We start from the raw sequence: 24,548 nt of genomic DNA on the forward strand, positions 1-24,548 counted from the left end.
AAGCTTCGCGAGCAAGCTCGCTCCCACAATGGTTTTGTGAACGACATCAATTCAATGTGGGAGCGAGCTTGCTCGCGAAGGGGCAGGTTCAGGCACCGCAATCCTTAGTGCTTCACCGTCAGCTCCACCAGATGATCCTCAACCTCCTGCGGCTTGAGCACCAGCACATCGCTTTCCAGGGCATCCAGCACCACTTCGGCGGTATTGCCGATCAGCGCCCCTGACAACCCGGTGCGCGCCACGGTGCCGATGACCGTCACCGCCGCCTTCAGCTTGTGCGCCATGAACGGGATCAACACGTCCGCCGGACCTTCTTCGATGTGCAGATGCGCATCATCGACATCGAACTCCGCCTGAAACGCCCGGCATTGCTCGCGATAGCGCGCCTCGATGGTTTCACTCAACTGCATGGTCGTATCGGCCGCCGACAGCATCGGCGATGGGTGGGCGCTGATCACATGCAAATACCCCTTGGCCAGGCTGGCAATGTCGTAGCCGTGATCAATGATGGTGGTGTGCAGATGCCGGTGCTCGCCATCGGCATTGCCGACATCGACTGCCGCGAGGATCACCCGGTCTTTCCAGGAGGTGGAGGTTTTCACCAGCAACACCGGGGTCGGGCAGTGGCGCAACAGTTTCCAGTCCGCCGGGGTCAGCAGGGCTTTTTTCAGCGAGCTGTCGGGGAAATGCTGCTTGATCACCAGACCGCAGCCTTCGGCCTGCTGCACGTCGATGATGGTTTCGTGCAGGCTCTCGTTCCATGCCTGTTCGGTGGTGACGCTGTAGCCGTCCGCCAACAGCGCGGCCTTGAGCACGCTGAGCATGCCGGCGTGGTCGTGCTTCTTGTCGCACACCAGCAGGTGCAGATGAGCCTGGGTCACGCCAGCGATCAACTTGGCGCGCTTGAGCGCCAGGCTTTCCGAATGTTCGGGTTCGATGACCACCAGAATGCTGCGAATGGCTTGCATGAGCGGAGTCTCCAGCAAAGAAAAGGCACGGCGTTGCACAACTATAGTTGCTGCCCGAGCGTCCGTGACTTGATGCATATCAACACCCGCCACTGGTGGTCTGCGGACAGGCCGGTATAATCGGCGGCCTTCGCTCGAACACCTTTTACCGTGAGCCCCATGATCCTTCCCGAAATCCACGAATTCCTTGGCTGCCGCACGCCCGACGCCTGGGTTCAGGCCGCACTGGCCGATCAGGAAACCCTGCTGATCGACCACAAGAACTGCGAGTTCAAGGCTGCCAGCACCGCGCTGAGCCTGATTGCCAAGTACCATTCCCACGTCGACCTGATCAACATGATGTCGCGCCTGGCCCGGGAAGAACTGGTGCACCACGAACAAGTCATGCGCATCATGAAGCGCCGCAAGATCGAACTGCGTCAACTGCATGCCGGGCGTTACGCTTCGGGCCTGCGCAAAGTGGTGCGCAGCCACGAACCGGTGAAACTGGTCGACACACTGGTGGTCGGGGCCTTTATCGAAGCGCGCAGTTGCGAGCGGTTCGAAGCACTGGTACCACATTTGGACGAAGAACTCGGCAAGTTTTACTTTGGCCTGCTGAAAAGCGAGGCGCGTCACTTTCAGGGTTATCTGAAACTGGCTTACCAGTATGGCGACGCGAAGGACATCGCCCAGGTGATCGAGAAGGTTCGCGCTGCCGAGCAGGAACTGATCGAGTCGCCCGATGAAGAATTCCGTTTCCACAGTGGCGTACCGGCCGCGGCCTAAGATCAAAAGATCGCAGCCTGCGGCAGCGCTTACAGGGCATAGCATGTCAACGTCAGGAGCTGCCGAAGGCTGCGATCCTTGCTCTTGATTGTAAAAAACTCTTAAGAGTATGAAACATCACCGAAAACCGGCCCTCATGGCCGGTTTTTGCTGCCTGAAACAAACGTCCTGCCCGCGATTGCCGCCATAATGTCGCCCACTTCACACAAGGGTGGCAGACGGGCGTTATGGATAACCTGGGTTTTGGCAAAGTCCTGCTGGTGGAAGACGATGAGCGTCTGGCCACGCTGATCGCACACTTCCTCGAACAACACGGTTACGAGGTGCGCGCGGTGCATCGCGGCGACCTGGCGGTGGCGGCCTTTCTCGAATTCAAACCGAAGGTGGTGGTGCTCGACCTGATGCTGCCGGGGCAGAGCGGTCTGCACGTATGCCGCGAGATCCGCAGTGTGTCGGACACGCCGATCGTCATCCTGACGGCCAAGGAGGATGACCTCGACCATATTCTCGGTCTCGAATCCGGTGCCGACGATTATGTGATCAAACCGATCAAGCCACCGGTGTTGCTGGCCCGCCTGCGCGCATTGCAACGGCGACAAGTGCCGGACAGCAACGTGGTCAGCTTCATGGAGTTCGGCCAGTTGAGCATCGACCGCAGTTGCCGCGAAGTGCGTCTGGCCGCCGAGGTCATCGAAATGACCACGATGGAGTTCGAGCTGCTGTGGTTGCTGGCCAGCGCGGCGGGCAAGATCCTTTCGCGCGATGACATTCTCAACCGTATGCGCGGCATCGCCTTCGATGGCCTGAACCGCAGCGTCGACGTGTACATCAGCAAGTTGCGCAACAAACTCAAGGACAACCCCCGCGAGCCGGTGTGTATCAAGACCGTGTGGGGCAAGGGCTATCTGTTCAATCCGTTTGCGTGGGAGCTGTAGATGCTGCGGTTATTTCTCGGGCTGTTTCTGGTGATGACGGTCGGTCTGGTGCTGGCCCTGCAAACCGTCGAACACACCTTCAATGCGTTGCTCGACAATCAGATGCAGGCTTACAACCGCGAGGCCGTGCGCGGTCAGGCATGGTCGCTGGTGGACCATTTGCGCGGACGCCAGGGCGCCGAACGTGAGCAACAACTGGACAGTCTGCGCCCGCATTACGGGCTGTCGCTGAGTCTGGTCGAGGTCGGGCAACTGGCCCTTAGCCCTGAAGAAAGGGCCGAGCTGGCGCAGAACCTGTTGGTGATTCGCGACAACTACACCCAGTTCATCAGCAACATCGACGGCGGCGCGCAGGTGCTCAGTATCAAACTGCCGCCGGAGCCGAGTCTGATGCCGTTCTATATCGCGGTGGCTTACGCGATGCTCGCGGTGCTGATCGGCATCGTCCTGTTCTTCTGGGTGCGCCCGCACTGGCGAGATCTGGAGAAATTGCGCCTGGCCGCCGAACGCTTTGGCGACAACGATCTGTCGGTGCGCATTCAGCTCTCGAAGCGTTCGAACATTCGTGATCTGGCCGAGCACTTCAACCTGATGGCCGCGCGCATCGAAGGGCTGATCGCCAATCAGCGCGAACTGACCAACGCCGTTTCCCATGAGCTGCGCACGCCCATCGCGCGGCTGTCATTTGAACTCGATCAACTCAAGCAGCAACCGGACGCCAGCCAGAACCGCGAGCTGATTGCCGATATGTACGCCGACCTGGGCGAACTGGAAGAAATGGTCTCCGAATTGCTCACCTACGCCAGTCTCGAGCGTGGTGCCACGGTGATCAAGCGCGAGAACATCCAGGCGGCCAACTGGCTCGATAGTGTGGTCGGCAGTGTGGCGCTGGAGGCCGAAGCGGCGGGCGTGCAATTGCTGATTGGCGATTGCCGGCTCGACACGGTGCGTATCGAACCTCGCTTCATGGCGCGGGCGGTGATCAATCTGCTGCGCAACGCGATTCGCTATGCCGAGCAGCGGGTGGAGGTGTCGCTGGTGCGCCATGGCGACTACTACGAAGTGCGGGTCAACGACGACGGGCCGGGCGTGCCGGTGGACGGCCGGGAGAAGATCTTTGAACCGTTCTCGCGGCTGGACGCGAGCCGGGATCGCCGTACCGGCGGTTTCGGTCTGGGCCTGGCGTTGGTGCGACGGGTCTCGCAGTCCCATGGCGGGCAGGTTGAGGTCGGGGATTCCGCCTGGGGCGGGGCGTCGTTTCGCATGACCTGGGCGCATCTGGATTGAATGCGTTGCCCTGTGCCGCCCGTTCGCGAGCAAGCTCGCTCCCACATTGGATTTGTGAGCGCCGGAGATCATTGTGGGAGCGAGCTTGCTCGCGAAGGGGTCAGTCCAATCGGCATTTTTGCTACTGACCCACCGCCATCGCGAGCAGGCTCACTCCTACAGGGGGGAGTCTGGAGTTACGCGGTCAGCGGGTCAAACCGAGGCGTTCATGCCATTGGGCGATGGATTCTTCGGGGTAGACGTCGAACTGTTTGTCTTGCGCTGTAACGTCGATTTCCACCCACGGTGCTTTCGAGCCGAGCATCAGATGCGTATGTTCCGGGGGCACTGGCAACGGCGTGTCGATGGCCGAGGCAAACGGGTGGATCAGTTCCGGCCATTCCGGGCTGAACAGCCACAAGCCGCTGCCGCACAGTGAACAGAAATGTCGTTCGGCGCTGCTGCGATGGGCGCGCTGGTCGCCTTCGTCTTTCATCTTCGCGTGGTAAATGCTGATGTGTTTGCGCCCGCGTACCTTGAGGCTGGTCGCGTCGCCGCCAAGGTTGATCGCATAACCGCCACCGCCCTGAGTCTTGCGACAGATCGAGCAGTAGCAGCGTTGATAAGGGTAGGGATGGGCGCTGGTGAGACTGAACGTGACCTCGCCACAATGGCAGGAGCCTTCGAGTTGCATGGTTGCTCTCCCGTTTTTGAATGTGCGGTTGAGCCTAGAACACTCAGTGCGATGGCGGTCGGTGTGATTCGACGGGCGGGCGCAGCGTCTAGCCCCAGTGTCCCCGCAATCCCATGGGGCGAGACTTCGGAACCCGGCATGCAAGCGCTGTTGAACGAGATCCTTGACGCTGTCCGGCCCCTGATCGGGCAGGGCAAGGTGGCTGACTATATTCCTGCCCTCGGCACCGTGCCGGCCAATCAACTGGGCATTGCCGTGTATGGCAACGACGGCGAGATGTATTACGCCGGCGACGCCGAGACGCCGTTCTCGGTGCAGAGTATTTCCAAGGTGTTCAGCCTGGTGCAGGCGATCGAGCATTCCGGCGAGGCGATCTGGGAGCGGCTGGGTCACGAACCGTCCGGCCAGCCGTTCAATTCCCTGGTGCAACTGGAGTTCGAACGCGGTCGGCCGCGTAACCCGTTCATCAACGCCGGTGCGCTGGTGATCTGCGACATCAATCAGTCGCGCTTCGCTGCGCCGACCCTGTCGATGCGCGATTTTGTCCGGCGCCTGTCGGGCAATCCGCAAATCATGATCGACGGCAAAGTCGCCGATTCCGAATACCAGCACCGTGCGCGCAACGCGGCGATGGCGTATTTGATGCAATCGTTCGGCAACTTCCACAACGACGTCGAAGCGGTGCTGCGCAGCTACTTCAGCCATTGCGCGCTGCGTATGAGCTGCATTGATCTGGCCCGGGCGTTCTGCTTCCTGGCCAACGACGGGTTCTGCAAGCACAGCGGCGAACAGATCCTCAGTCGGCGCCAGACCCAGCAGGTCAACTCGATCATGGCCACCAGCGGTTTGTACGACGAAGCCGGCAACTTCGCCTATCGCGTCGGTTTGCCGGGCAAGAGCGGGGTGGGCGGCGGGATCGTCGCGGTGGTGCCGGGGCAGTTCACGGTGTGCGTGTGGTCACCGGAGTTGAATGCAGCCGGCAACTCGCTGGCAGGGATGGCGGCACTGGAGATGCTCAGCTCAAGAATTGGCTGGTCGGTGTTCTGATCCGATCACACAAACACCACAAAACCTGTGGGAGCTGCTTGTCAGCGATGAGGCCGGTAGATCCAGAATCAATGTCGCCTGAACCACCGCCATCGCGGCGATGCGGCGCCCCGACAAGCCAGCTCCCTCAGGTTTCTTTAGTGTGTGAAGAGATGTATTTCATCGAATAATCCGCTACATTTTCCGGCCGCTCTCTGCATGGTGAATCCGCTTCATGTCTCTCGCGCTCGAACGTCTGGTCGCTGGCACCCCGATTCCTTTCGCTGGTAACCGCGTCACCATGGTCAGCCCCGAACTGGCGGAGCGCTTTCGACCCGGCGATCACCTGTTGGTGGAGCAGGTGAGTGGCGAGCTGTTACTGATTCCCGTGGCCGACCAACAAGCCGCCGCGGTGGCGATCGAACGTGCTGCTGCGGCGTTTACCGCGCTGTCGGCGGTGTCCGACGAAGCGATCAGTCAGTTTTTCGATCTGTTCGCGCAGCGTCTGGAAACCCCGCAATGCTGGGCGCAGATCGAATCCGCCAACCGTGCCGACATCGAACGGGCCAAGGCGCGCGGACGTTCCACCACACGCTTGCTGGCCGATGAGCGCATGCGTCGCGACATGATCGCTGGCCTGCGTGCCTGGCGCGATGCCGCACCTACCCGGGGCAAAGTCATCAGCAGCGTTGAACACGACGGCTGGAAGGTCGAGCAAGTGGTTTCGCCGTTGGGCATCGTCGCGTTTGTCTTTGAAGGCCGGCCGAACGTATTCGCCGACGCCGCCGGTGTCTTGCGCACTGGCAACACCGCCGTGCTGCGCATTGGCAGCGATGCGTTGGGCACCGCGCAAGCCATCGTCACTCATGCGTTGAACCCGGCACTGTCCGATGCCGGTCTGCCGGCTGGTGCGGTGTCGTTGGTGGAAAGTGTCAATCATGCCGCCGGTTGGGCGATGTTCGCTGACCGGCGTTTGTCGCTGGCCGTCGCGCGTGGTTCGGGTCGTGCGGTCAGTCAACTGGGCAGCATCGCCCAGCAGGCCGGCACCGCCGTCAGCCTGCACGGCACCGGTGGCGCGTGGCTGGTGGCCGACCGTGAAGCTGATGCCGGGCGTTTTGCGGCGGTGGTGCGCAACTCGCTGGATCGCAAAGTGTGTAACACCCTGAACGTGTGCCTGATTCAACGTGAACGTGCCGCTGAACTGGTGCCGCTGTTCCTCGATGCACTGAAGCAGGCGGGCACCGCGCGCGGGCAGGGCTGCAAATTGCACATCGTCGAAGGCAGCGAAGCTTGCTTGCCAGGCGAATGGCAGAACGCGACGGTCGAGGTCTATCGCGCCGAAGGTTTGCAGACCGAAGCACTGGCCGAACCGCTGGCGGAAGCCGGGTTGGGCCGCGAGTGGGAGTGGGAAGAAACCCCGGAAGTCAGCTTGATGATCGTCGACGATCTGGATCAGGCGATTGATCTGTTCAACCGCTACAGTCCGCAGTTCACCGTGTCGCTGATCAGTGAGGATGCGCTGGCTCAAGAGCGGTTTTACAACGCGGTCAACGCGCCTTTCGTAGGCAACGGCATTACCCGTTGGGTGGATGGGCAGTACGCGTTGAACAAGCCGGAGCTGGGCCTTTCGAACTGGGAGAGCGGCCGGTTGTTTGCCCGCAGTGCGATTTTGTCTGGCGATGGTGTGTTCACCGTGCGTAGCCGCATGAGCCAGACCGACCTCGATGTGAAGCGCTAAAAACACTTGTGGCGAGGGATCTCCCTCGCCACAGTGGGGGTTTTTTCAGGCAGCGTGGGTGGTTTGAGCGTGCACCGCGCAAGTTGCTGGTTGCTCGTCCAGCGGCACGAAGGTGCGACGATCCGAGGACAGCGCATCAATCGAGCCTGTCTCGATGTCGTACACCCAGCCATGCAGATTCAACAGGCCTTTCTCCTGGGCCAGACGCACGCTCGGGTGGGTCTGGATATTCGCCAGTTGCGCGATCACGTTCTCGCGCACCATCGAGCTCAACTTCGCCGCGTCGTTGGCATGGGGCCGTGCTTCGTTGACCACTTTGGCCGACTCGGCATGCTGCAGCCAGCCGCTCACAGCGGGCAGGTGATCCATGCATTTGCACTGGGCAATCGCGGTCATTGCACCGCAGTCCGAATGTCCGCAGATCACAATGTCCGTCACACCCAGCACCGCCACCGCATACTCCACCGTCGCCGACACCCCGCCCGGATGCGGGCTGTAGGACGGTACGATATTGCCGGCATTGCGGATCACGAACAGCTCGCCAGGTTCTTGTTGGGTCAGCAGCTCCGGCACGACACGACTGTCGGAACAAGTGATGAACAATGTGCCCGGCTGTTGCGTGGTCGCCAGGTGTTTGAACAGTTCGGTACGTTGCGGGAACGCTTCGTTCTGGAATTTCAGGAAACCATCAATCAGGTTTTTCATGGTGTTGTCCTCTTAGTTCGAGCAACCGCTGCCGAATTCGCTGTATTGAAGAATGTGTTTGCCGCCGTTGCTGTCCAGATACGTCATCTCTACCGGCACCACACCACAAACGTCGGCAACCGGGGTAATGCTCAGCACCTGGGCGATGTCCAGTGGCATGCCGTAGCGGTAGGCGACAACTTCGTCAGCGGCAAATGCCTGGGCGGACAGGCCGCCGATCAGGGCCAGGGTCAACAGAATTTTTTGCATGGGGCAACCTCCAGACGCAGGTGGTGACAGTGAGTCATTCGGGGGAGTCGGCCCGCACGCAGGGTGCGGGCCGGGCTGGATCAGAACGGACGCAGGGGCAGGAACTTGCCGTCGAGGGTGACCACGGCGCGGGAGCCGCCTTCCGGGTCTTCGACTTTCTTGATGTCGAGTTTGAAGTTGATCGCGCTGATGATGCCGTCGCCGAACTGTTCGTGAACCAGGGCTTTGAGCGTGGTGCCGTAGATCTGGATCATTTCGTGGAAGCGGTAGATGGTCGGGTCGGTCGGCACGCCACTGAGGCTGCCACGCAGCGGGATGATTTGCAGGGCGGCGACGGCATCAGCGTCCAGTTCGAGTTTGTCGCCGACTACTTGGGCGGCGTTTTCCGGCAGCGGATGCTGACCGAGCAGAGCGGCGGTGACGAAGGCCAGGCTCAGGCCGGTGCCGTCGGCAAGATCCTGCCACGACAGGTTCTTGCGTGCCTTGATGTCCAGAATGCGGGTGGTCAGGGCCAGGCTGGTGTCGTTGTAGGCATGGGACTGTTGCATGGTGTCACTCCTTTCAGGGGTTGGCTTGCTGTGTGGGATTCATCTTCTGCCGATTGACCCATAGCGTCCAAGACCGATATACAATGCTTTGCATAAGTCCTGCCTATAGATGGTGTGCCCCCATGCTGCTGCGTCATTTGCGTTATCTGCTCGCCGTTGCCGATCACGGTGGCTTCACTCGCGCGGCGGAGGCGCTGCACGTGTCGCAGCCAACCCTGTCGCAACAGATTCGCCAACTGGAGGAAAGCCTCGGGGTGGAATTGTTCGATCGCACCTCACGCACGGTGAAACCGACGGATGCCGGCATGGCGTATCTGGAATCTGCACGGCGGGTGCTGGTGGAGCTGGAGGCGGGCAGGCGTGCGTTGCATGACGTGAAGGACCTGTCCCGTGGCACCTTGCGCCTGGCGATGACGCCGACGTTCATGGCGTATCTGGTTGGGCCCTTGGTGCGTGACTATGCGGTGCGGTATCCGGGGATTCACCTGCAGATCTTCGAGTTGTCGATGGACGACATCGAGGCGGGCCTGGCGGATGACTCGCTGGACATCGCCATTGCCTTCACCCCGGTGCGCCACCCGGATATCGAGTGCATTCCGGCGTTTGCCGAAACCCTGGGGATCATGGTCGGGCGCGAGCATCCGCTGTACGAAAGCACTTCGGTGCTGACCCCGGAGGACATCGCCCAACTGGATTTCGCGTTACTGGCGTCAGACTTCATCACCCGGCTATCGGTGGATGAATATTTCCGTCAGCACGAAATTACGCCGCAGGTGCGGATTGAGGTGAATTCGGTGAGTACGTTGCTGGAGGTGGTGCGTCATTCGCCGATGGCGACGATGTTGCCGCAGGCGATCGCGACGGAGGATCGGGCGTTGCGCCGGTTGCGCGTAGAGAGCGAGGCGCCGCAGCGTGGGGCGGCGTTGTTGCGGCGGCGCAATAATTATCACAGTGCGGCGTCGGTGGCGTTTGTGGAATTGGTGTTGGGCATGGGAAGCCCCTCACCCTAACCCTCTCCCGGAGGGAGAGGGGACTGACCGAGGTGTTTGTGCGGTCTACTGATCTGGTCAAACGATCCTGGACACAGTTATAGGGTTTTATCCCTTTTCATGCCGCCAGGGTTTCCATGTCTACCGGAGTTCGATAGCCGTTGTGACTGTGTAGCCTGATCCGATTGTAATAGTGGGTCAGGTAGCGCAGCACATCGCTACTGGCTTCATCTTCGTTTCGATAACCGACCTTGGGTATCCATTCAGATTTCAAACTGCCAAAGAAACGTTCCATCGGGGCGTTATCCCAGCAGTTTCCTCGTCGACTCATGCTTTGTTTTATTCGCATCTCCGACAGCGTTTCTCGGAACATTTTGCTGCTGTAATGACAACCCTGATCCGAATGGAACATCAAGTTTTCAGGGCGTCCTCGCGACTCGAAAGCCATCCTCAACGCTTTACAGGTCAGAGCCGAATCGGGACTTCTGGATATCGCCCAACCGACGACGCGTCGGGCATGCAGGTCTAGTACCGCAGCCAGATAAACCCAGTAAGTACCGGCCCAAATGTAAGTCACATCGCCACACCACACTTGATTGGGCACCTCAACGTTGAATTTACGCTCCAAATGATTGGGGGCGTATTGAGCCTCTGCGCCGCTAGGTTTGTAACGATGTCTGCGTCGTTGCTGGCTCTTCAATCCGATCTCGAGCATCAGGCTACGAGCCATGTAACGACCTACCGACTCCTTTTCGTTACACAACGCCTTTGACAGGCTGCGCGCGCCCATTGAACCGCGACTTTGCTTATGTAATTCAGCAGCCTTGATCTTGAGGCGCTCGCGCTCGGCATCCACTTTTGTCCGCTGTTTCAGACGCTCGTAATAACTGCTGCGGTTGATACCAAACACGCCACACAACTCGGATCTTGGATATTGCTCGCTTAATTCCTCGACCAGCCTTACTGATCGAGGGAATCCGACATCAAGAGAGCCGTAGCCTTTTTTAAGATTTCCTTCTCTCGCTCAATCCGTCGGATTTTTGCTTCCAGTTCTTGGATGCGTTGTTGGTCAGGAGTCATGGCCTTGGACTTCTCAGGCGTCTTACCGTTGCGCTCAGCTCGCAACTGCTCAACCCAGCGACGCAGTGCTGTAGGTCCGACGCCCATTGCTTCGCAGGCTTCACTCACCGAATAGTCTTTATCCAAAACCAGGCAAGCTGCATCCCGTTTGAAATCTGTCGAAAAATATCGTCTAGTCAAATGCCACCTCTTCGCTGGGCGTAGATTACCGCCCTTTAAGGGTGTCCAGAATCATTAAGCCAGATCATACGCCGACCTGAGAAACCTGAGTCGAACACAGGTTCTGAAAGCACCATAAATCGGCTCCCTCTCCCTCGGGAGAGGGGACTGACTGAGGTGTTTGTGCGATCTACGCCGACCTGAGAAACCTGAGTCGAACTCAGGTTCTGAAAGCACCATAAATCGGCTCCCTCTCCCTAGGGAGAGGGGACTGACTGAGGTGTTTGTGCGATTTACGCCGAGCTGAGAAACCTGAGTCGAACACAGGTTCTGAAAGCACCATAAATCGGCTCCCTCTCCCTCGGGAGAGGGGACTGACTGAGGTGTTTGTGCGATTTACGCCGACCTGAGAAACCTGAGTCGAACTCAGGTTCTGAAAGCACCATAAATCGGCTCCCTCTCCCTCGGGAGAGGGGACTGACTGAGGTGTTTGTGCGATTTACGCCGACCTGAAAGTTTTGAGCCGAACTAAAATTTTCAGCGCAGCACAAATCGGCTCCCTCTCCCTCGGGAGAGGGCTGGGGTGAGGGGCTACAATTCCAGTCACGCCATATCAATGCAAGCGAACAAAAAAAGGCCTGCTTCCTTTAAGGAAGCAGGCCTTTCAATTATCTAATTACTAACTCAGCAGAACCGGTCAATCACCCGAACTTCATTGTTGTTCTGCATCGAGTCCCACGCCTGTTTCAGCGTTTGCAGAACATTACCGATGAAGTCCTTGTCGGCCGCAGCTTTCTTGCCGACATAACCGTGGCCACGGCGATACATCTTCAGGCGGGCCAGCAGGTTCTGGTTGTTCTGGTCGAACTCTTCTTCACCAGCATGGGGCGACAGGCAGTCGATATGCACCTGGCCCGTCTTGCTGATCCACAGAATATGGCTGTCGTGGCTGTCTTTTTGCGCAGCGAACATACGAGCCAGTTCTTCAATAGTCGGTTGATTGTTCAGATTCATGATGTTGCCCCTTGACCAGTTTGGTGATCTTTCAAAGTTGATTCGCTAATACAGGTAGCCCATCGGTTAGTTGATCCCTGGCACCGAAACCAGGACGTCAGCGCTCGCCCGTGACAAGTACGGGGTCGTGCATCTGTTGCATGTAGTCGTGTTGAATAACTGCTACGCAATAGCGTCACAACGAGGAGAAGCAGCGAAAACCGGGAGGCTCCTTGACGACCTTTACAGTGTCGACCACAAGCGTCTTGAGAATTTTCGCCAGCGCTTCTCGTCCTTGTACTGGACGTTCAGGCCAGGTCAGCTTCTTCAATCTGCCTTGTGGGCAGCGTGTATCCGGAAAAAACAACTCGGCGGTCAGACGAGTTTGCTCAAGCGTGTTGCCAGTGCTCCCGATCGGGGAACGTCTTCATCATGCAAAAGCAAAACGATGCCGTCAACGGTTTTGTAGTGATTATTTTTTCTCACTACATATTGTCGGACAAAGCTGTTTTGGAATGAGAAAGGATCCGTTCAGGCAACGGAAAAAGGCGCGTACAACGCGTAGAAGGTGCACGGGTAACCGTCCACTTCGCGCGGTTGGCAGGTGAATTCGCCGCCACTCAACTCGGGGATCAGTCGGGCCCAGAAGCGCTGTGCCGGCAGGTTGGCGTCGATATGGAAAATTTGCCACTGACCGGGGATACGGCTCAATAGGGCAGAGACGACAAATTGCGCGACGCCTTGGCCACGAAAGCGCCGGGCGATGAAGAAGTAGCCGATGTTGAATTCGGCACCGGCGATGTAGGTGTCGTTGTCCACGGTGACGAAACCGGCGAGTTCGCCGTCGACGCGGATCAGAAAGGGCTGGGTGGCGGGATTGCGCCAGTAGTCGTCTTTCGGGTGAATGCTGAACAAACCGTGCCCGGCCAGTTTCAGCGGCAGCCATTCGCTGAAGTCGTGCATGTAGAACTGCATCAGATTTTCCAGGGTGTCCCATTCGTCGCGGTGGGCGGGGTGCAGTGCGATGGTGGGCATAGTGGCTGAACTCCCGGCAGTGATGAGCCAGTATTGTGGCCCCAACACTTTGTAGTAAGCCCAGGTATTGCGAATGCACATACCTTGTGGCGAGGGGATTTATCCCCGTTGGACTGCGCAGCAGTCCCCCTGATGGTTGTAACAAAAGAGGAGCCGCTTCGCGACCTGACAGGGATAAATCCCCTCGGCACAGAGGCTGTGGTCATTGAGTTTTGCGCTTGGTACCCGTGGTTTTACTGCGTGTCGACTTGCGCTTTTTCTTCCACGGCGCGGCAGCCTTGCCTGACGGCGGCGGGCCGCTGATGGTCAGGCTCAGGCCGGAACAGCGGGTGACCTGTTTGCTCATCCATGCCGCTTGTTTGGTGACGAACTCTTCCAGACTCATTTCGCCGCTCTGCACCATGTCCAGCGCCTGTTCCCAGATCGCGGTAGTGCCGGGGTCGGCGATGGCGCGGGGCACGGCATCGATCAGGCTGAACGCCGCCGGTGTCGCGGCCAGTGCCTTGCCGTTCTTCACCAGATAGCCGCGATCCAGCAAGCCCTGAATGATCGACGCCCGGGTCGCTTCGGTGCCGATGCCGGTAGTGTCCTTGAGTTTCTGTTTGAGCAGCGGATCCTCCACCAGTCTGGCGACGTTCTTCATCGCCTTGATCAGATCGCCTTCGGTGTAGGGCTTGGGCGGTTGCGTCCACAGGTCCTTGAGCCTGACGTCAGCCACCGCGCAGTCGATGCCCTCGCGCAATACCGGCAAGGTCTGCGGTGCGGGCGCTTCACGACCCTTGGCCGGTGCGAGTGCTTCGGGCAAGGCACGTTTCCAGCCCGGTTCGATGATCTGCTTGCCGACTGCGCGCAACGCTTCACCGGCGCAATCGAAGTCGGCCTGGGTGCGATCGTATTCATGATTGGGCAGAAACTGCGCCAGATAGCGCGCGCGAATCAGTGTGTAGACCGCGCGGTGCTTGCCGCTCAGGCGTTCGAGGTTCTTCGCTGCAGCCGTGGGGATGATGCCATGGTGCGCGCTGACCTTGGCGTCGTTCCATGCCCGGGATTTGCGCTGGGGCTGCAGAAAGCCGTTGAGCACCTCAAGGCTCGGGTCGGCCTGACGCAATGCCGCCAGAATCTGCGGCGCCTCGCTGTGCTGGCTCAGGGGCAGATAGCCGCAGTCGCTGCGCGGGTAGGTGATGACCTTGTAGGTTTCGTAGAGGGCCTGGGCGATGTCGAGGGTTTCCTGTGCGCCGAGGCCGAGTTTCTTCGAGCAGACTTCTTGCAGGGTGCCGAGGTCGAAGGGCAGGGGCGCCACTTCGCGCATGCGCTCCGTGCGCAGCTTCACCACCCGGGCGCTGGCAGCACTACTCATAGCGGCTGCCGCTGTTTGAGCCAGCGCCTGATTCAGGCAGCGATCCTGATCGTCACAGGCGTCGCCCGGCGCCCGCCATTGCGCGGTGAATGCTGTGCCGTTGTGCAGCAGTTGCACATCGACGGCCCAGTACGGCACCGGGACGAAATCGGCAATGCTGCGGTCGCGATCGACCACCAGGCGCAGGGTCGGCGTCTGCACCCGGCCCACCGGCAGCACGCCTTGATAACCGGATTGACGACCCAGCAGCGTGAACAACCGGCTCATGTTCATCCCGATCAGCCAGTCCGCCCGCGAGCGACCCAGCGCCGAGTGATAGAGGCTGAACGTCTCTGCCCCCGGCTTCAGTGCGGCCAGCGCCTTGCGGATGGATGCCTCGTCCAGCGCCGACAGCCACAAGCGCCGAATCGGCCCGCGATAGCGACAGTGCTCGACCAGTTCCCGGGCAATCATCTCGCCCTCGCGGTCGGCGTCGGTGGCGATGATCAGTTCGCTGGCCTCGCCAAGCAGGCGCTTGACTGCCTTGTACTGGCTGGCGGTGCGCGGTTTGACGGTCATTTTCCATTTGTCCGGAATGATCGGCAGATCCGCCAGCACCCAGCGTTTGTAGCGGGCGTCGTAGGCATCCGGCGGCGCGGTTTCGAGCAAGTGGCCAATGCACCAGGTCACCGTGACATCCGTTCCCAGCCAGCACCCGTCGCCCCGGCGCCGGGCACCGAGCACGGCCGCAATGTCTTTGGCCTGGGAAGGTTTTTCACAGAGGTACAGCCGCATAACCACCATCGTCGATCAAGGTCGGAACAGGTGCACAGAATGGCCGGACTTCGCCTCAGGGGCAACGTTTATCTGTATGGATATACAGATAAAAACGATTGCAGCACGTGACGGGCAATCCGGGGACGTCACCCCGGCTATCGAGAAATTGATTAGCCTCGTGTTGCCCGCCGTGTCAGGTTCAGTGCGTTTTTATGACAAGCACGTGACAGGACGATCCCGGCACGGGATCGCCGTGGTCTGTCGGACACTGACTACTCAGAAACAAGGAAGTCCATCATGGCTCAAGCCACCTCCAGCACCAGCAGCGCCTACGACGACGTCAATACGTTCAGCCACCTGTACGACCGTGGCGTCGGTCTGGTCAACGGCAAACCGTCGTTCACCGCCGACCAGGCCGCTGACGAAATTCTGCGCAAAGGCCTGTCGTGGAGCGATAAGAACGCTGACGGCAAAATCGACCTGAGCTACAGCTTCCTCACGGAAAAACCGGCGAACTACAATCCGCAACTGGGCAACTTCAGCGAATTCAGCGCCCAGCAGAAGGCGCAGGCCGTGCTGGCCATGCAATCCTGGGCCGATGTCGCCAGGGTCACGTTCACCGAGGGCAAGGGCGGCGACGGGCACATGACGTTCGGCAACTACGACGTCAGCACCGGTGGCGCGGCGTTTGCCTACCTGCCAAGCGGCGGCAGCTATGACGGCCAGTCGTGGTACCTGATCAACAATCAATATCAGGTCAACAAGACCCCGGACACCAACAACTACGGGCGCCAGACTCTGACCCACGAGATCGGCCACACCCTCGGTCTGTCGCACCCGGGCGCCTACAACGCCGGCAACGGCAACCCGACCTACAACGATGCCAAATACGCTGAAGATACCCGTGGCTATAGCCTGATGAGCTACTGGAGCGAAGCCAACACCGACCAGAACTTCAGCAAGGACGGCAGCGGCGCATATGCCTCGGCGCCGTTGCTGGACGATATCGTTGCTGTGCAAAAACTCTATGGCGCCAACTACGCGACCCGTGCCGAAGACACTACGTACGGTTTCAACTCCAACGCCGAGCGCGATTTCTACAGCGCCACTTCGGCATCGTCGAAAGTGGTGTTTTCGGTGTGGGATGGCGGCGGCAACGACACGCTGGATTTCTCAGGCTTCAGCCAGAACCAGAAAATCAACCTCAATGAGGGTTCGTTCTCCGACGTCGGCGGGTTGGTCGGTAACGTGTCCATCGCTTACGGCGTGACCGTGGAAAATGCTTTGGGTGGTTCAGGCAATGATCTGCTGATCGGCAATGCGGCGGCCAACGATCTGTTCGGTGGTGCCGGTAATGACATCCTCTACGGTGGTGGCGGTGGCGATACCTTGTGGGGCGGTGCAGGCGCAGACACCTTTGTGTTTGGCGCGGCCAGCGATTCGACCATGACCGCGCCGGACTGGATCATGGATTTCACTAGCGGTCTGGACAAGATCGACTTGTCGGGGATCGCCGGTTTTGCCACGGGCGCAGCCTCGCTGAACTTCGTCAGCGGCTTCACCGGACATGCCGGCGACGCGATCCTGACCTACTTTGCGCAGACCAATCAGACCAGCCTGATGGTTGATCTGACGGGGCAGGGCTCGGTGGACTTTGCCGTCGGCGTGGTGGGGCAGGCGGTGGCGACTGATATTCTGGCGTGATGCCTGAAGATCGGCCCTCACCCTAACCCTCCCGAAACGTCGGACCGCCCCGAGGGAGAGGGGACTGATTGGGGGATATTGGCGAAATTCACCGACTTGAACGATTGGTTTTGAATCCATAATCGACTCGATTTTTCAGGTCGATGGATTTCGTCAGACAACTCGGTCAGTCCCCTCTTCCTCTGGGAGAGGGCCAGGGTGAGGGAGCTTTTGAAGTTGATGGGCCGTTCGGCTGTAAAACCACCCCAACCAGAACCGATGGGCTATACCTGAACCGGTCTCTTCGCCGTATTCAGGGGAACCCCATGAAAAGTTCCGGCCTCAGTCCCGTTATAAACCTCGAACAACTTGTCGGGTGCCTGGTGGTGAAATTCCACGGCATCCAGGTCGCTGCGTCCTCCCGCGTGCTGATCCTCAACGAAGCCAACTACCCGCCGGTTTATTACGTCCCCCGCGAAGACATCGACGAACAGTATTTCGCCCGCACCGATCACACCAGTTATTGCCCGTACAAGGGCGATGCCAATTACTTCAGTCTGCAAGTGCCGGGGCATGAAGGGGCGAATGCGGTGTGGACTTATGAGAAACCGAAAATCTCGGTCGAGCAGATCAAAAACTACGTGGCGTTTTATCCGGATCAGGTGAAGTTCGAAGTGATCAAGGCTGATGCCTGAGCAAAAAAAACGGCGAGGGTAAAAGCCCTCGCCGATTGAGTTGTCTGGGTGAGTTTCAGTTCTTGTCGAGATCTATATTCTTCGTCTCACGCAAACAGAACATGCCCACCACCAAACTCACCCCGGTAATCAGCACCGGGTACCACAGCCCATAGAAAATATCCCCGGTGTACACCACCAGCGCAAACGACACGGTCGGCAGGAACCCGCCAAACCAGCCATTGCCGATGTGGTACGGCAGGGACATCGAGGTATAGCGGATGCGCGTCGGGAACAGTTCGACCATCAGCGCCGCCAGCGGCCCGTAGCACATGGCCGAGATGATGATCAGCGCGACGATCAGCGCCACGATCATCGGTTTGTTGATCTGCTGCAGATCCGCCTGTTGCGGGTAACCAGCGAGTGTCACCGCGCCGCGCAGTGCGGCTTCGTCGTAGCCGTCGATCTTCATGTCGCCGATGCTCACCTGCACGCCACTGCCGGCCGGAGCGGCGGCGCTGGAGTAGGGCAGGCCCTGTTTGACCAGGAAGGTTTTGACCTTATCGCACGGGCTGTCGAATTTCGCCTTGCCCACCGGATCGAACTGGAAGGTGCAGGTCGCCGGGTCCGCCAGCACGGTGATCGGTGCCTGACGGCTGGCCTGGTCGATCGCCGGGTTGGCGTAGTGGGCCAGGGATTTGAAGATCGGGAAGTACAGCACCGTGGCCAGCAGCAGGCCGAGCATCAGCACTGGTTTGCGCCCGACCTTGTCCGACAGCCAGCCAAAAATGATAAAGAACGGTGCACCGATCACCACACTGATAATCAGCAGGCTGTTGGCCACCGCCGGGTCCATTTTCAGGAACTGGGTGAGGAAAAACAGCACGTAGAACTGCGCCGCGTAGAAGGTCACCGCTTGCCCGGCGTTGATGCTGAACAGGGCGATCAGCACGACTTTGAGGTTTTCCCATTTGCCGAAGGATTCGCGGATCGGCGCTTTCGAGGTTTTGCCTTCCTCTTTCATTTTCAGATACGCCGGCGACTCGTGCAGGCTCAGGCGAATCCAGGTGGAAATGCCCAGCAGCACAATCGACAGCAGGAACGGAATGCGCCAGCCCCAGACTTCGAACTGATCGCCGGTGAAGTAGCGGCAACCGAGCACCACCAGCAGCGACAGCAGCAGGCCGAGGGTCGCGGTGGACTGAATCCAGCTGGTGTGGAAACCGCGTTTGCCAATCGGCGCGTGCTCGGCCACGTAGGTGGCGGCGCCGCCATACTCACCGCCGAGCGCAAGGCCCTGCAGCATGCGCAGCACCACCAGAATGATCGGTGCGGCGATGCCGATGCTGGCGTAGGTCGGCAGCAGGCCGACGCAGAAGGTCGCGACGCCCATCAGGATGATGGTCGCAAGGAAGGTGTACTTGCGCCCGATCATGTCCCCCAGCCGCCCGAACACCAGCGCGCCGAAAGGCCGCACGATAAACCCGGCCGCGAAGGCCATCAGCGCGAAGATGAACGCCGTGGTGTCGTTGACCCCGGCGAAGAACTGCTTGCTGATCACCGCCGCGAGGGCGCCATAGAGGAAGAAGTCATACCATTCGAACACGGTCCCCAGGGACGAGGCGAAGATGACTTTCTGCGTGGCATTGCTGGTGCTGGCGCCGCTCGCGGCGTCCAGCGTCTGAGCGTGTTCTGACATATCGGTATCCCTCACAGTGATTGTTTTTGTTGTTCCACTGGTGTTGCGTGTCCGGGTGATGCGCGATGCCTTGAATCTGCTGCCAAAACCTGTGGGAGCGGGCTTGCCCGCGGTTGCGCTGGGTCAGCCAACTTCAATGTTGAATGTCATACCGTCATCGCGGGCAAGCCCGCTCCCACAGGGGTTATGTGTACTGTAGGTTTCAGGATCAGTTGCGCCGCTTTTTCAGCAATCATCAGCGTCGGCGAACAGGTGTTGCCCGAGGTGATGCGCGGCATGATCGACGCGTCGGCAACACGCAGGCCCGGCACGCCGTGTACCCGCAGTTGCGCGTCGACGACCGAGTCCGCGTCCTGGCCCATGCGGCAGGTGCCGACCGGGTGGAAAATCGTCGTGCCGATCTTCGCCGCCGCTTGCTGCAATTCTTCTTCACTTTGCAGGCTGGCGCCCGGCAGGTACTCGACCGGTTTGAATCCTTGCAGGGCCGGCGCGCTGACGATGCGTCGGGTCAGACGAATCGCATCCGCCGCCACGCGCAGGTCCTCGGCATGGCTGAGGTAGTTGGGCTGGATCAGCGGCGCCTGCGATGGGTCCGCCGAACGAATCTCGATGCGCCCACGGCTCTGCGGCCGCAAATCACACACCGACGCAGTGAACGCCGGAAAACTGTGCAACGGCTCACCAAAGCGCTCCAGCGACAAGGGTTGCACGTGGTATTCGAGGTTGGCCGAGGTCTGCTCCGGCCCGGATCGGGCAAACGCCCCGAGCTGACTCGGCGCCATCGACAACGGCCCGCTGCGGTCATACAGATAGCGCAGGCCCATGCCCATCTTGCCCCAGACACTGCCGGCGATCTGATTCAGGGTGCGGGCGTTCTGCAGTTTGTAGATCAGGCGCAGTTGCAGGTGATCCTGCAGATTGCCGCCGACGCCCGACAGCTCATGAATCACCCCGATCCCGAGGCGCTCCAGCAACGGACGCGGGCCAATCCCGGAGCGTTGCAGAATGCTCGGCGAACCCACCGAGCCGGCGCACAACACGATCTCCTTGCGGGCCTTGAACTGTTTGACCTGACCTGCATGCCGCGCACTGACGGTTGAGGCGCGACCGCCCTCCAGCAGCACCCGATCCACCTCCACCCCCGTCAGCACCGTCAGATTGGCCCGGTCGCGAACCGGTTTGAGGAAGGCCTTCGCCGCGTTCCAGCGCACCCCGGCCTTCTGGTTGACCTGAAAGTAGCCGCAACCCTCGTTGTCGCCCTGATTGAAGTCGTCGATGCTGGCGATGCCGCTCTGCTCGGCGGCGCTGCGAAACGCATCGAGAATCGGCCACGACAGGCGCTGTTGCTCCACGCGCCATTCGCCCTTGGCGCCGTGAAATTCGGCGGCGCCGGCAAAGTGGTTTTCGCTTTGTTTGAACAGCGGCAGCACATCGTTCCAGGCCCAGCCCGGATTGCCCTCGGCCGCCCAGCCGTCATAGTCGTTGGCCTGGCCGCGCATGTAGATCATGCCGTTGATGGAGGAACAGCCGCCCAGCACTTTGCCGCGCGGGTAGCTCAAGCTGCGGCCCTGCAGGCCGGGTTCCGCTTCGGTCTTGAAGCACCAGTCGGTGCGCGGGTTACCGATGCAGAACAGGTAGCCGACCGGGATGTGAATCCACGCATAGTTGTCGCGTCCGCCGGCTTCGAGCAGTAACACCTGCTGCTGTTTATCCGCCGACAGTCGATTGGCCAGCAGGCACCCGGCAGGGCCGGCGCCGACCACGATGTAATCGTATTCCTCAAGGGAAGTCTGCATTCCCTGACCTCGCTTTTTGTTTTTATTGTCGGACACTCTAGTTGTTAGCTTTCGTCAAAAGAATGTTAGTTTTTGCGCAGCCGCTGTGCGTTTTCAAACAGCCTCACCTGACCATCGCTGACAAGGACCTGCCATGTTCGACTGGAACGACCTGCGGTTTTTTCTTGAACTGCAACGCAGCGGTCGCCTGCTCACCGCCGCCAGGCGCTTGAACACCACCCACGCCACCGTCGCCCGGCACATCGAGGCCATTGAAAAAAGCCTCGGCACCGCGCTGTTCGTGCAGCACGCCCAAGGCTATGAGATGACCCCGGCGGGGGAGGCGCTGCTCAAGCACGCCGAAGCCATGGAAAACGTCGCGCTGCTGGCCCAGGAAGAAATCACCCAATCCACCGCGCCACTGGGCAAGATCCGCGTCGGCGTCACCGAGGGCCTCGGGGTAAAGTTTCTCGCCAGTCGCATGATCGGCCTGTTCGAGCGCTATCCGGGGCTGGAAGTGGAGCTGGTCGCCGTGCCGCGCTTCGTCAGCATCCTCAACCGCGAGGCGGAGATCAGTATTCATCTGGAGCGCCCGGCAGCGGACATGCTGGTGACGCGCAAGCTCACCGACTACCGTTTGGCGCTGTATGCCAGCCAGGCCTATCTCGACAACGCGCCGCCGCTGCACAGCCGTGAAGACCTGGGGAAACAGGCGTGGATCGGTTACGTCGATGATTTGCTGTTCAGCCAGGAACTGATGTTCCTCAACAGCTTCTGCCGCAGTCCGCGCGTGGTGTTTCACAGCACCAGTGTCATCGCCCAGCAGGAAGCGGCGCGTTCGGGACTGGGGATCGCCGTGCTGCCGTGCTACATGGCAGCAGCCGATCCCGGCCTGGTGCCGCTGCTGCCGGACGAGGGCATCGAGCGCAGTTACTGGATCAGCACACGGCGCGAGTTGCACAAATCGGTGCGGTTGCGGGTGGTCTGGGATTATGTGGTGGGCCTGTGCGAGGCGGAGCAGGGTTTGCTGCGCGGTCAGTCCGGATGACATTCCCTGTAGGCGCTGCGGTCTGTTGATCCCGATCTTTCAAGCAGGATCAAAAGATCGCAGCGTGCCGCAGCGCCTGCCTGAATGTGGGCAGGGCTTAACTGGTTTGCTCTATCAGTTGCGGCGACACCACCCAGACACTGCACGGCATTTTGTACAGCAACTGCTCCACCGTGCTGCCAATCAACCGGCCCAGGCCACGATGGCCGATGCGGCCCATGACGATCACGTCGATGTCATAGGCATCGGCATAGCTGCACAGCACTTTGGCCGGGTTGCCCATGACCATGTGCTGGCGTTCCGGCGGGATGCCGTTGCGCTCGGCCAGCTCACGGAATGCATCGCCTTGTGCATCGAACAGCGCTTTCGCGTTGCCCACCTTGAAAAACGCCGAGGGATTGCCAAAGCCGAACTCGTCGGCGCTGATCGAGGACAAGTCATAGGCATAGACCACATCCAGCTCGGCGTCGCAGAGGCTGGCCAGTTTGACGGCCTCGCGCAGGATGCGGTCGTTGAAATCGGCGTACTGATCGTCACGATGAAACGGATCGACCGCCGCCACGATCCGCCGCGGCCTGGCATGTTGCACATGGCTGACAAAGTGCAGCGGCACCCGGCACTCACGCAGCAAATGGATATCCAGCGGCGTGAACATCAGCCGCGACATGAACGAGGCGTGCTGCAGATCCTTGATCAGCAGGGCCATGGGTTGTTCCTTGAGGTGAATCTGGATCTCGCGCAACGGATTGTCGACCCACACCACTTCCGTCGTCACCGTGACGCCGAGGTGGCGCATCGGCCGGGCCTGGTCTTCCAGCCATTGACGATGGCGTTCGACATAGCCCAGGCGCATCTGTTCGAGCGCCTGTTCATTGACCAGTCCGGCGGTTGCCAGGCCTTCCAGGTAATCGAACGCGACGATATGCAGCGCCGCGCCCGAGGCCTTGGCCAGCGCGCCCGCCCGGTCGAATGCGGGGCTGGTTTTCATCAGGGGTGAAGCCACCAGCATGAAACGTGCTTGCTCGGACATGACGAATCTCCTGTGGGGATGGCCGGGATGCGTGGGCGCAACGGCGACAGAGGCGTAGGGTCATGCTGCTCCGGGTAGCCGGGCGCAGCTTGATCTTTGTCAATGACGCGACAGCGCCATGCGCGCGCCCGACGGATGGCAGTGACCGGCGCAATTGCGCAATTGTTGATTGTTATCAACCTTGCACCGGTGAGCACGGCGCAGCCTGTGAAAGGTGCTGAACTCACTGAACCGACCTGCGCAGGAGCCTCGCTCATGGCCATGATGAAAGCGGCGATATTCGTCGAAAAGAATCGCATCGTACTGGATGACAAGCCGATCCCCGACGTCGGTCCGCTGGACGCACTGGTGCGGATCACCACCACCACGATCTGCGGCACCGACGTACACATCCTGCGCGGCGAGTATCCGGTGGCCAAAGGCTTGACCATCGGTCACGAGCCGGTGGGGGTGATCGAAAAGCTCGGTTCACAGGTTCGCGGGTTTACCGAAGGCCAGCGAGTGATCGCCGGCGCCATCACCCCCAGTGGCCAAAGCTACGCCTGCCTGTGCGGCTGCGGCTCCCAGGACGGCCCGGACACCCGCCACGGCTTTCGCGCCACCGGCGGCTGGAAATTCGGCAACATCATCGACGGCTGCCAGGCCGAGTACGTGTTGGTCCCTGATGCATTGGCCAACCTGTGCCCGATCCCCGACGGATTGAGCGACGAGCAAGTGCTGATGTGCCCGGACATCATGTCCACCGGGTTTTCCGGTGCCGAGCGTGGCGAGGTCAGTATCGGCGACACGGTGGCGGTTTTTGCACTGGGCCCGATCGGGCTCTGCGCGGTGGCCGGGGCGCGACTCAAGGGCGCGAGCGTCATTATCGGCGTCGATACGGTGGCCGAGCGCATGACTGTCGCTCGTCAGTTGGGCGCGACCCATGTGGTCAATTTCAAGAACGGTGACGTGGTCAAGCAGATCATGGCGTTGACCGACGGGCGTGGCGTCGATGTGTCCATCGAAGCCTTGGGCACCCAGGGCACATTCGAGTCAGCGCTGCGGGTGTTACGTCCGGGCGGACGGTTGTCGAGCCTGGGGGTCTACGCTTCGGATTTGCGCATTCCCTATGATGCTTTTGCGGCGGGACTGGGCGATTACAGCATCGTCAGTACCCTGTGCCCCGGCGGCAAGGAACGCATGCGGCGATTGATGGCGGTGGTGCAAAGCGGCGGCGTCGATCTGTCGCCCCTGGTGACCCACCATTTCAAACTCGACGATATCGAGGCCGCGTATGAGTTGTTCGGTCATCAGCGCGATGGCGTGATGAAAGTGGCGATTACACCCTGACCGGTGCTGCGCCCCGCAGCGTTGAAGACGGCGGGGCGCAGGAT

Annotated in this window: 22 protein-coding genes; 10 read left to right on the forward strand and 12 right to left on the reverse strand. The window is 60.2% G+C overall.

Annotated elements, in window-relative coordinates:
* Positions 1-104: 104 nt before the first annotated feature.
* Positions 105-968, reverse strand: coding sequence for a universal stress protein UspL (gene uspL / locus ACXX9E_RS16770; RefSeq protein WP_123467713.1), 864 nt, complete (start codon positions 966-968; stop codon positions 105-107).
* A gap of 159 nt (positions 969-1,127) precedes the next feature.
* Between uspL and ACXX9E_RS16775 the strand changes: the two genes are divergently transcribed.
* The 3 genes from ACXX9E_RS16775 to ACXX9E_RS16785 all read left to right on the forward strand — a co-directional run bounded on the left by ACXX9E_RS16775 (position 1,128) and on the right by ACXX9E_RS16785 (position 3,958).
* On the forward strand, positions 1,128-1,736 hold the full coding sequence (locus ACXX9E_RS16775) for a MiaE family protein (protein WP_025111469.1): 609 nt from the start codon (positions 1,128-1,130) through the stop codon (positions 1,734-1,736).
* Positions 1,737-1,963: 227 nt separating this feature from the next.
* Positions 1,964-2,671: a response regulator gene (locus tag ACXX9E_RS16780; RefSeq protein ID WP_128615313.1), complete on the forward strand. Its 708-nt coding sequence runs from the start codon at positions 1,964-1,966 to the stop codon at positions 2,669-2,671.
* Complete coding sequence (locus ACXX9E_RS16785) at positions 2,672-3,958, forward strand: ATP-binding protein (RefSeq protein WP_458555748.1); 1,287 nt, start codon at positions 2,672-2,674, stop codon at positions 3,956-3,958.
* A gap of 184 nt (positions 3,959-4,142) precedes the next feature.
* Here ACXX9E_RS16785 and ACXX9E_RS16790 read toward each other — a convergent pair whose 3' ends face one another.
* Entirely contained in the window at positions 4,143-4,631 is a 489-nt protein-coding gene (locus ACXX9E_RS16790) for a GFA family protein (RefSeq protein WP_458555749.1), read from the reverse strand.
* A gap of 138 nt (positions 4,632-4,769) precedes the next feature.
* Between ACXX9E_RS16790 and glsB the strand changes: the two genes are divergently transcribed.
* Both glsB and ACXX9E_RS16800 read left to right on the forward strand, forming a co-directional pair.
* Positions 4,770-5,678, forward strand: coding sequence for a glutaminase B (gene glsB, locus ACXX9E_RS16795; protein ID WP_186747698.1), 909 nt, complete (start codon positions 4,770-4,772; stop codon positions 5,676-5,678).
* Positions 5,679-5,892: 214 nt separating this feature from the next.
* A complete protein-coding gene (locus ACXX9E_RS16800; protein ID WP_458555750.1) occupies positions 5,893-7,395 on the forward strand; it encodes an aldehyde dehydrogenase family protein in 1,503 nt (500 codons plus the stop codon).
* A 45-nt stretch (positions 7,396-7,440) separates the two neighbouring features.
* On the opposite strand, the gene ACXX9E_RS16805 is transcribed toward ACXX9E_RS16800, so the two are convergent.
* The 3 genes from ACXX9E_RS16805 to cynS form a co-directional block, all read right to left on the reverse strand.
* The gene (locus ACXX9E_RS16805) at positions 7,441-8,100 is read right to left on the reverse strand and encodes a carbonic anhydrase (RefSeq protein ID WP_458555751.1); all 660 of its coding nucleotides are present in this window, start codon (positions 8,098-8,100) and stop codon (positions 7,441-7,443) included.
* Between the two features lie 12 nt (positions 8,101-8,112).
* A complete protein-coding gene (locus tag ACXX9E_RS16810) occupies positions 8,113-8,349 on the reverse strand; it encodes a DUF2790 domain-containing protein (RefSeq protein WP_123467727.1) in 237 nt (78 codons plus the stop codon).
* Between the two features lie 80 nt (positions 8,350-8,429).
* The gene (gene cynS, locus ACXX9E_RS16815; RefSeq protein WP_123467729.1) at positions 8,430-8,897 is read right to left on the reverse strand and encodes a cyanase; all 468 of its coding nucleotides are present in this window, start codon (positions 8,895-8,897) and stop codon (positions 8,430-8,432) included.
* 122 nt (positions 8,898-9,019) lie between these two features.
* On the opposite strand from cynS, the gene cynR reads away from it, so the two are divergent.
* The gene (gene cynR, locus ACXX9E_RS16820) at positions 9,020-9,907 is read left to right on the forward strand and encodes a transcriptional regulator CynR (protein ID WP_458555752.1); all 888 of its coding nucleotides are present in this window, start codon (positions 9,020-9,022) and stop codon (positions 9,905-9,907) included.
* A 97-nt stretch (positions 9,908-10,004) separates the two neighbouring features.
* Here the strand turns inward: cynR and ACXX9E_RS16825 are convergent.
* From ACXX9E_RS16825 to ACXX9E_RS16840, 4 genes are all read right to left on the reverse strand, one after another.
* Positions 10,005-11,146 (reverse strand): IS3 family transposase gene (locus ACXX9E_RS16825; protein ID WP_458555753.1). Its coding sequence is split into 2 segments (ribosomal slippage): positions 10,005-10,885 and positions 10,885-11,146, totalling 1,143 coding nucleotides; the frame shifts between segments, so codons are not numbered across the junction.
* A 663-nt stretch (positions 11,147-11,809) separates the two neighbouring features.
* Positions 11,810-12,139, reverse strand: a complete 330-nt coding sequence (locus tag ACXX9E_RS16830) for a hypothetical protein (protein ID WP_123467733.1) — start codon at positions 12,137-12,139, stop codon at positions 11,810-11,812.
* 510 nt (positions 12,140-12,649) lie between these two features.
* Positions 12,650-13,153, reverse strand: a complete 504-nt coding sequence (locus ACXX9E_RS16835) for a GNAT family N-acetyltransferase (RefSeq protein ID WP_458555754.1) — start codon at positions 13,151-13,153, stop codon at positions 12,650-12,652.
* A 202-nt stretch (positions 13,154-13,355) separates the two neighbouring features.
* The gene (locus tag ACXX9E_RS16840) at positions 13,356-15,284 is read right to left on the reverse strand and encodes a DNA topoisomerase III (RefSeq protein WP_128615595.1); all 1,929 of its coding nucleotides are present in this window, start codon (positions 15,282-15,284) and stop codon (positions 13,356-13,358) included.
* 279 nt (positions 15,285-15,563) lie between these two features.
* Between ACXX9E_RS16840 and ACXX9E_RS16845 the strand changes: the two genes are divergently transcribed.
* Both ACXX9E_RS16845 and ACXX9E_RS16850 read left to right on the forward strand, forming a co-directional pair.
* Positions 15,564-16,970 carry a serralysin family metalloprotease gene (locus ACXX9E_RS16845; RefSeq protein ID WP_222833165.1) on the forward strand — a complete coding sequence of 469 codons (1,407 nt, stop codon included), beginning with the start codon at positions 15,564-15,566 and terminating at the stop codon, positions 16,968-16,970.
* A gap of 305 nt (positions 16,971-17,275) precedes the next feature.
* Complete coding sequence (locus tag ACXX9E_RS16850; protein ID WP_123467739.1) at positions 17,276-17,644, forward strand: DUF427 domain-containing protein; 369 nt, start codon at positions 17,276-17,278, stop codon at positions 17,642-17,644.
* A gap of 55 nt (positions 17,645-17,699) precedes the next feature.
* On the opposite strand, the gene ACXX9E_RS16855 is transcribed toward ACXX9E_RS16850, so the two are convergent.
* The gene (locus ACXX9E_RS16855) at positions 17,700-19,322 is read right to left on the reverse strand and encodes an MFS transporter (protein ID WP_123467741.1); all 1,623 of its coding nucleotides are present in this window, start codon (positions 19,320-19,322) and stop codon (positions 17,700-17,702) included.
* A gap of 146 nt (positions 19,323-19,468) precedes the next feature.
* Positions 19,469-21,118, reverse strand: coding sequence for a GMC family oxidoreductase (locus ACXX9E_RS16860; RefSeq protein ID WP_458555755.1), 1,650 nt, complete (start codon positions 21,116-21,118; stop codon positions 19,469-19,471).
* Between the two features lie 133 nt (positions 21,119-21,251).
* On the opposite strand from ACXX9E_RS16860, the gene ACXX9E_RS16865 reads away from it, so the two are divergent.
* Entirely contained in the window at positions 21,252-22,145 is an 894-nt protein-coding gene (locus tag ACXX9E_RS16865; protein ID WP_128615598.1) for a LysR family transcriptional regulator, read from the forward strand.
* Between the two features lie 97 nt (positions 22,146-22,242).
* Here ACXX9E_RS16865 and ACXX9E_RS16870 read toward each other — a convergent pair whose 3' ends face one another.
* A complete protein-coding gene (locus ACXX9E_RS16870) occupies positions 22,243-23,175 on the reverse strand; it encodes a universal stress protein (protein ID WP_429541102.1) in 933 nt (310 codons plus the stop codon).
* Between the two features lie 255 nt (positions 23,176-23,430).
* Between ACXX9E_RS16870 and ACXX9E_RS16875 the strand changes: the two genes are divergently transcribed.
* Positions 23,431-24,504, forward strand: a complete 1,074-nt coding sequence (locus ACXX9E_RS16875; protein ID WP_458555756.1) for an NAD(P)-dependent alcohol dehydrogenase — start codon at positions 23,431-23,433, stop codon at positions 24,502-24,504.
* Positions 24,505-24,548: the final 44 nt, after the last annotated feature.

It is taken from the genome of Pseudomonas sp. GNP014, assembly GCF_054344005.1.

Bases quoted from the DNA above. Each gene is read 5' to 3' on its own strand.
- ACXX9E_RS16800 (WP_458555750.1), top strand. From the start codon at position 5,893: ATGTCTCTCGCGCTCGAACGTCTGGTCGCTGGCACCCCGATTCCTTTC.
- ACXX9E_RS16860 (WP_458555755.1), bottom strand. From the start codon at position 21,118: ATGCAGACTTCCCTTGAGGAATACGATTACATCGTGGTCGGCGCCGGC.
- ACXX9E_RS16810 (WP_123467727.1), bottom strand. From the start codon at position 8,349: ATGCAAAAAATTCTGTTGACCCTGGCCCTGATCGGCGGCCTGTCCGCC.
- ACXX9E_RS16870 (WP_429541102.1), bottom strand. From the start codon at position 23,175: ATGTCCGAGCAAGCACGTTTCATGCTGGTGGCTTCACCCCTGATGAAA.
- ACXX9E_RS16805 (WP_458555751.1), bottom strand. From the start codon at position 8,100: ATGAAAAACCTGATTGATGGTTTCCTGAAATTCCAGAACGAAGCGTTC.
- cynR (WP_458555752.1), top strand. From the start codon at position 9,020: ATGCTGCTGCGTCATTTGCGTTATCTGCTCGCCGTTGCCGATCACGGT.
- ACXX9E_RS16775 (WP_025111469.1), top strand. From the start codon at position 1,128: ATGATCCTTCCCGAAATCCACGAATTCCTTGGCTGCCGCACGCCCGAC.
- ACXX9E_RS16790 (WP_458555749.1), bottom strand. From the start codon at position 4,631: ATGCAACTCGAAGGCTCCTGCCATTGTGGCGAGGTCACGTTCAGTCTC.
- ACXX9E_RS16780 (WP_128615313.1), top strand. From the start codon at position 1,964: ATGGATAACCTGGGTTTTGGCAAAGTCCTGCTGGTGGAAGACGATGAG.
- uspL (WP_123467713.1), bottom strand. From the start codon at position 968: ATGCAAGCCATTCGCAGCATTCTGGTGGTCATCGAACCCGAACATTCG.
- ACXX9E_RS16830 (WP_123467733.1), bottom strand. From the start codon at position 12,139: ATGAATCTGAACAATCAACCGACTATTGAAGAACTGGCTCGTATGTTC.
- ACXX9E_RS16835 (WP_458555754.1), bottom strand. From the start codon at position 13,153: ATGCCCACCATCGCACTGCACCCCGCCCACCGCGACGAATGGGACACC.
- ACXX9E_RS16850 (WP_123467739.1), top strand. From the start codon at position 17,276: ATGAAAAGTTCCGGCCTCAGTCCCGTTATAAACCTCGAACAACTTGTC.
- glsB (WP_186747698.1), top strand. From the start codon at position 4,770: ATGCAAGCGCTGTTGAACGAGATCCTTGACGCTGTCCGGCCCCTGATC.
- cynS (WP_123467729.1), bottom strand. From the start codon at position 8,897: ATGCAACAGTCCCATGCCTACAACGACACCAGCCTGGCCCTGACCACC.
- ACXX9E_RS16840 (WP_128615595.1), bottom strand. From the start codon at position 15,284: ATGCGGCTGTACCTCTGTGAAAAACCTTCCCAGGCCAAAGACATTGCG.
- ACXX9E_RS16855 (WP_123467741.1), bottom strand. From the start codon at position 19,322: ATGTCAGAACACGCTCAGACGCTGGACGCCGCGAGCGGCGCCAGCACC.
- ACXX9E_RS16785 (WP_458555748.1), top strand. From the start codon at position 2,672: ATGCTGCGGTTATTTCTCGGGCTGTTTCTGGTGATGACGGTCGGTCTG.
- ACXX9E_RS16865 (WP_128615598.1), top strand. From the start codon at position 21,252: ATGTTCGACTGGAACGACCTGCGGTTTTTTCTTGAACTGCAACGCAGC.
- ACXX9E_RS16845 (WP_222833165.1), top strand. From the start codon at position 15,564: ATGGCTCAAGCCACCTCCAGCACCAGCAGCGCCTACGACGACGTCAAT.
- ACXX9E_RS16875 (WP_458555756.1), top strand. From the start codon at position 23,431: ATGGCCATGATGAAAGCGGCGATATTCGTCGAAAAGAATCGCATCGTA.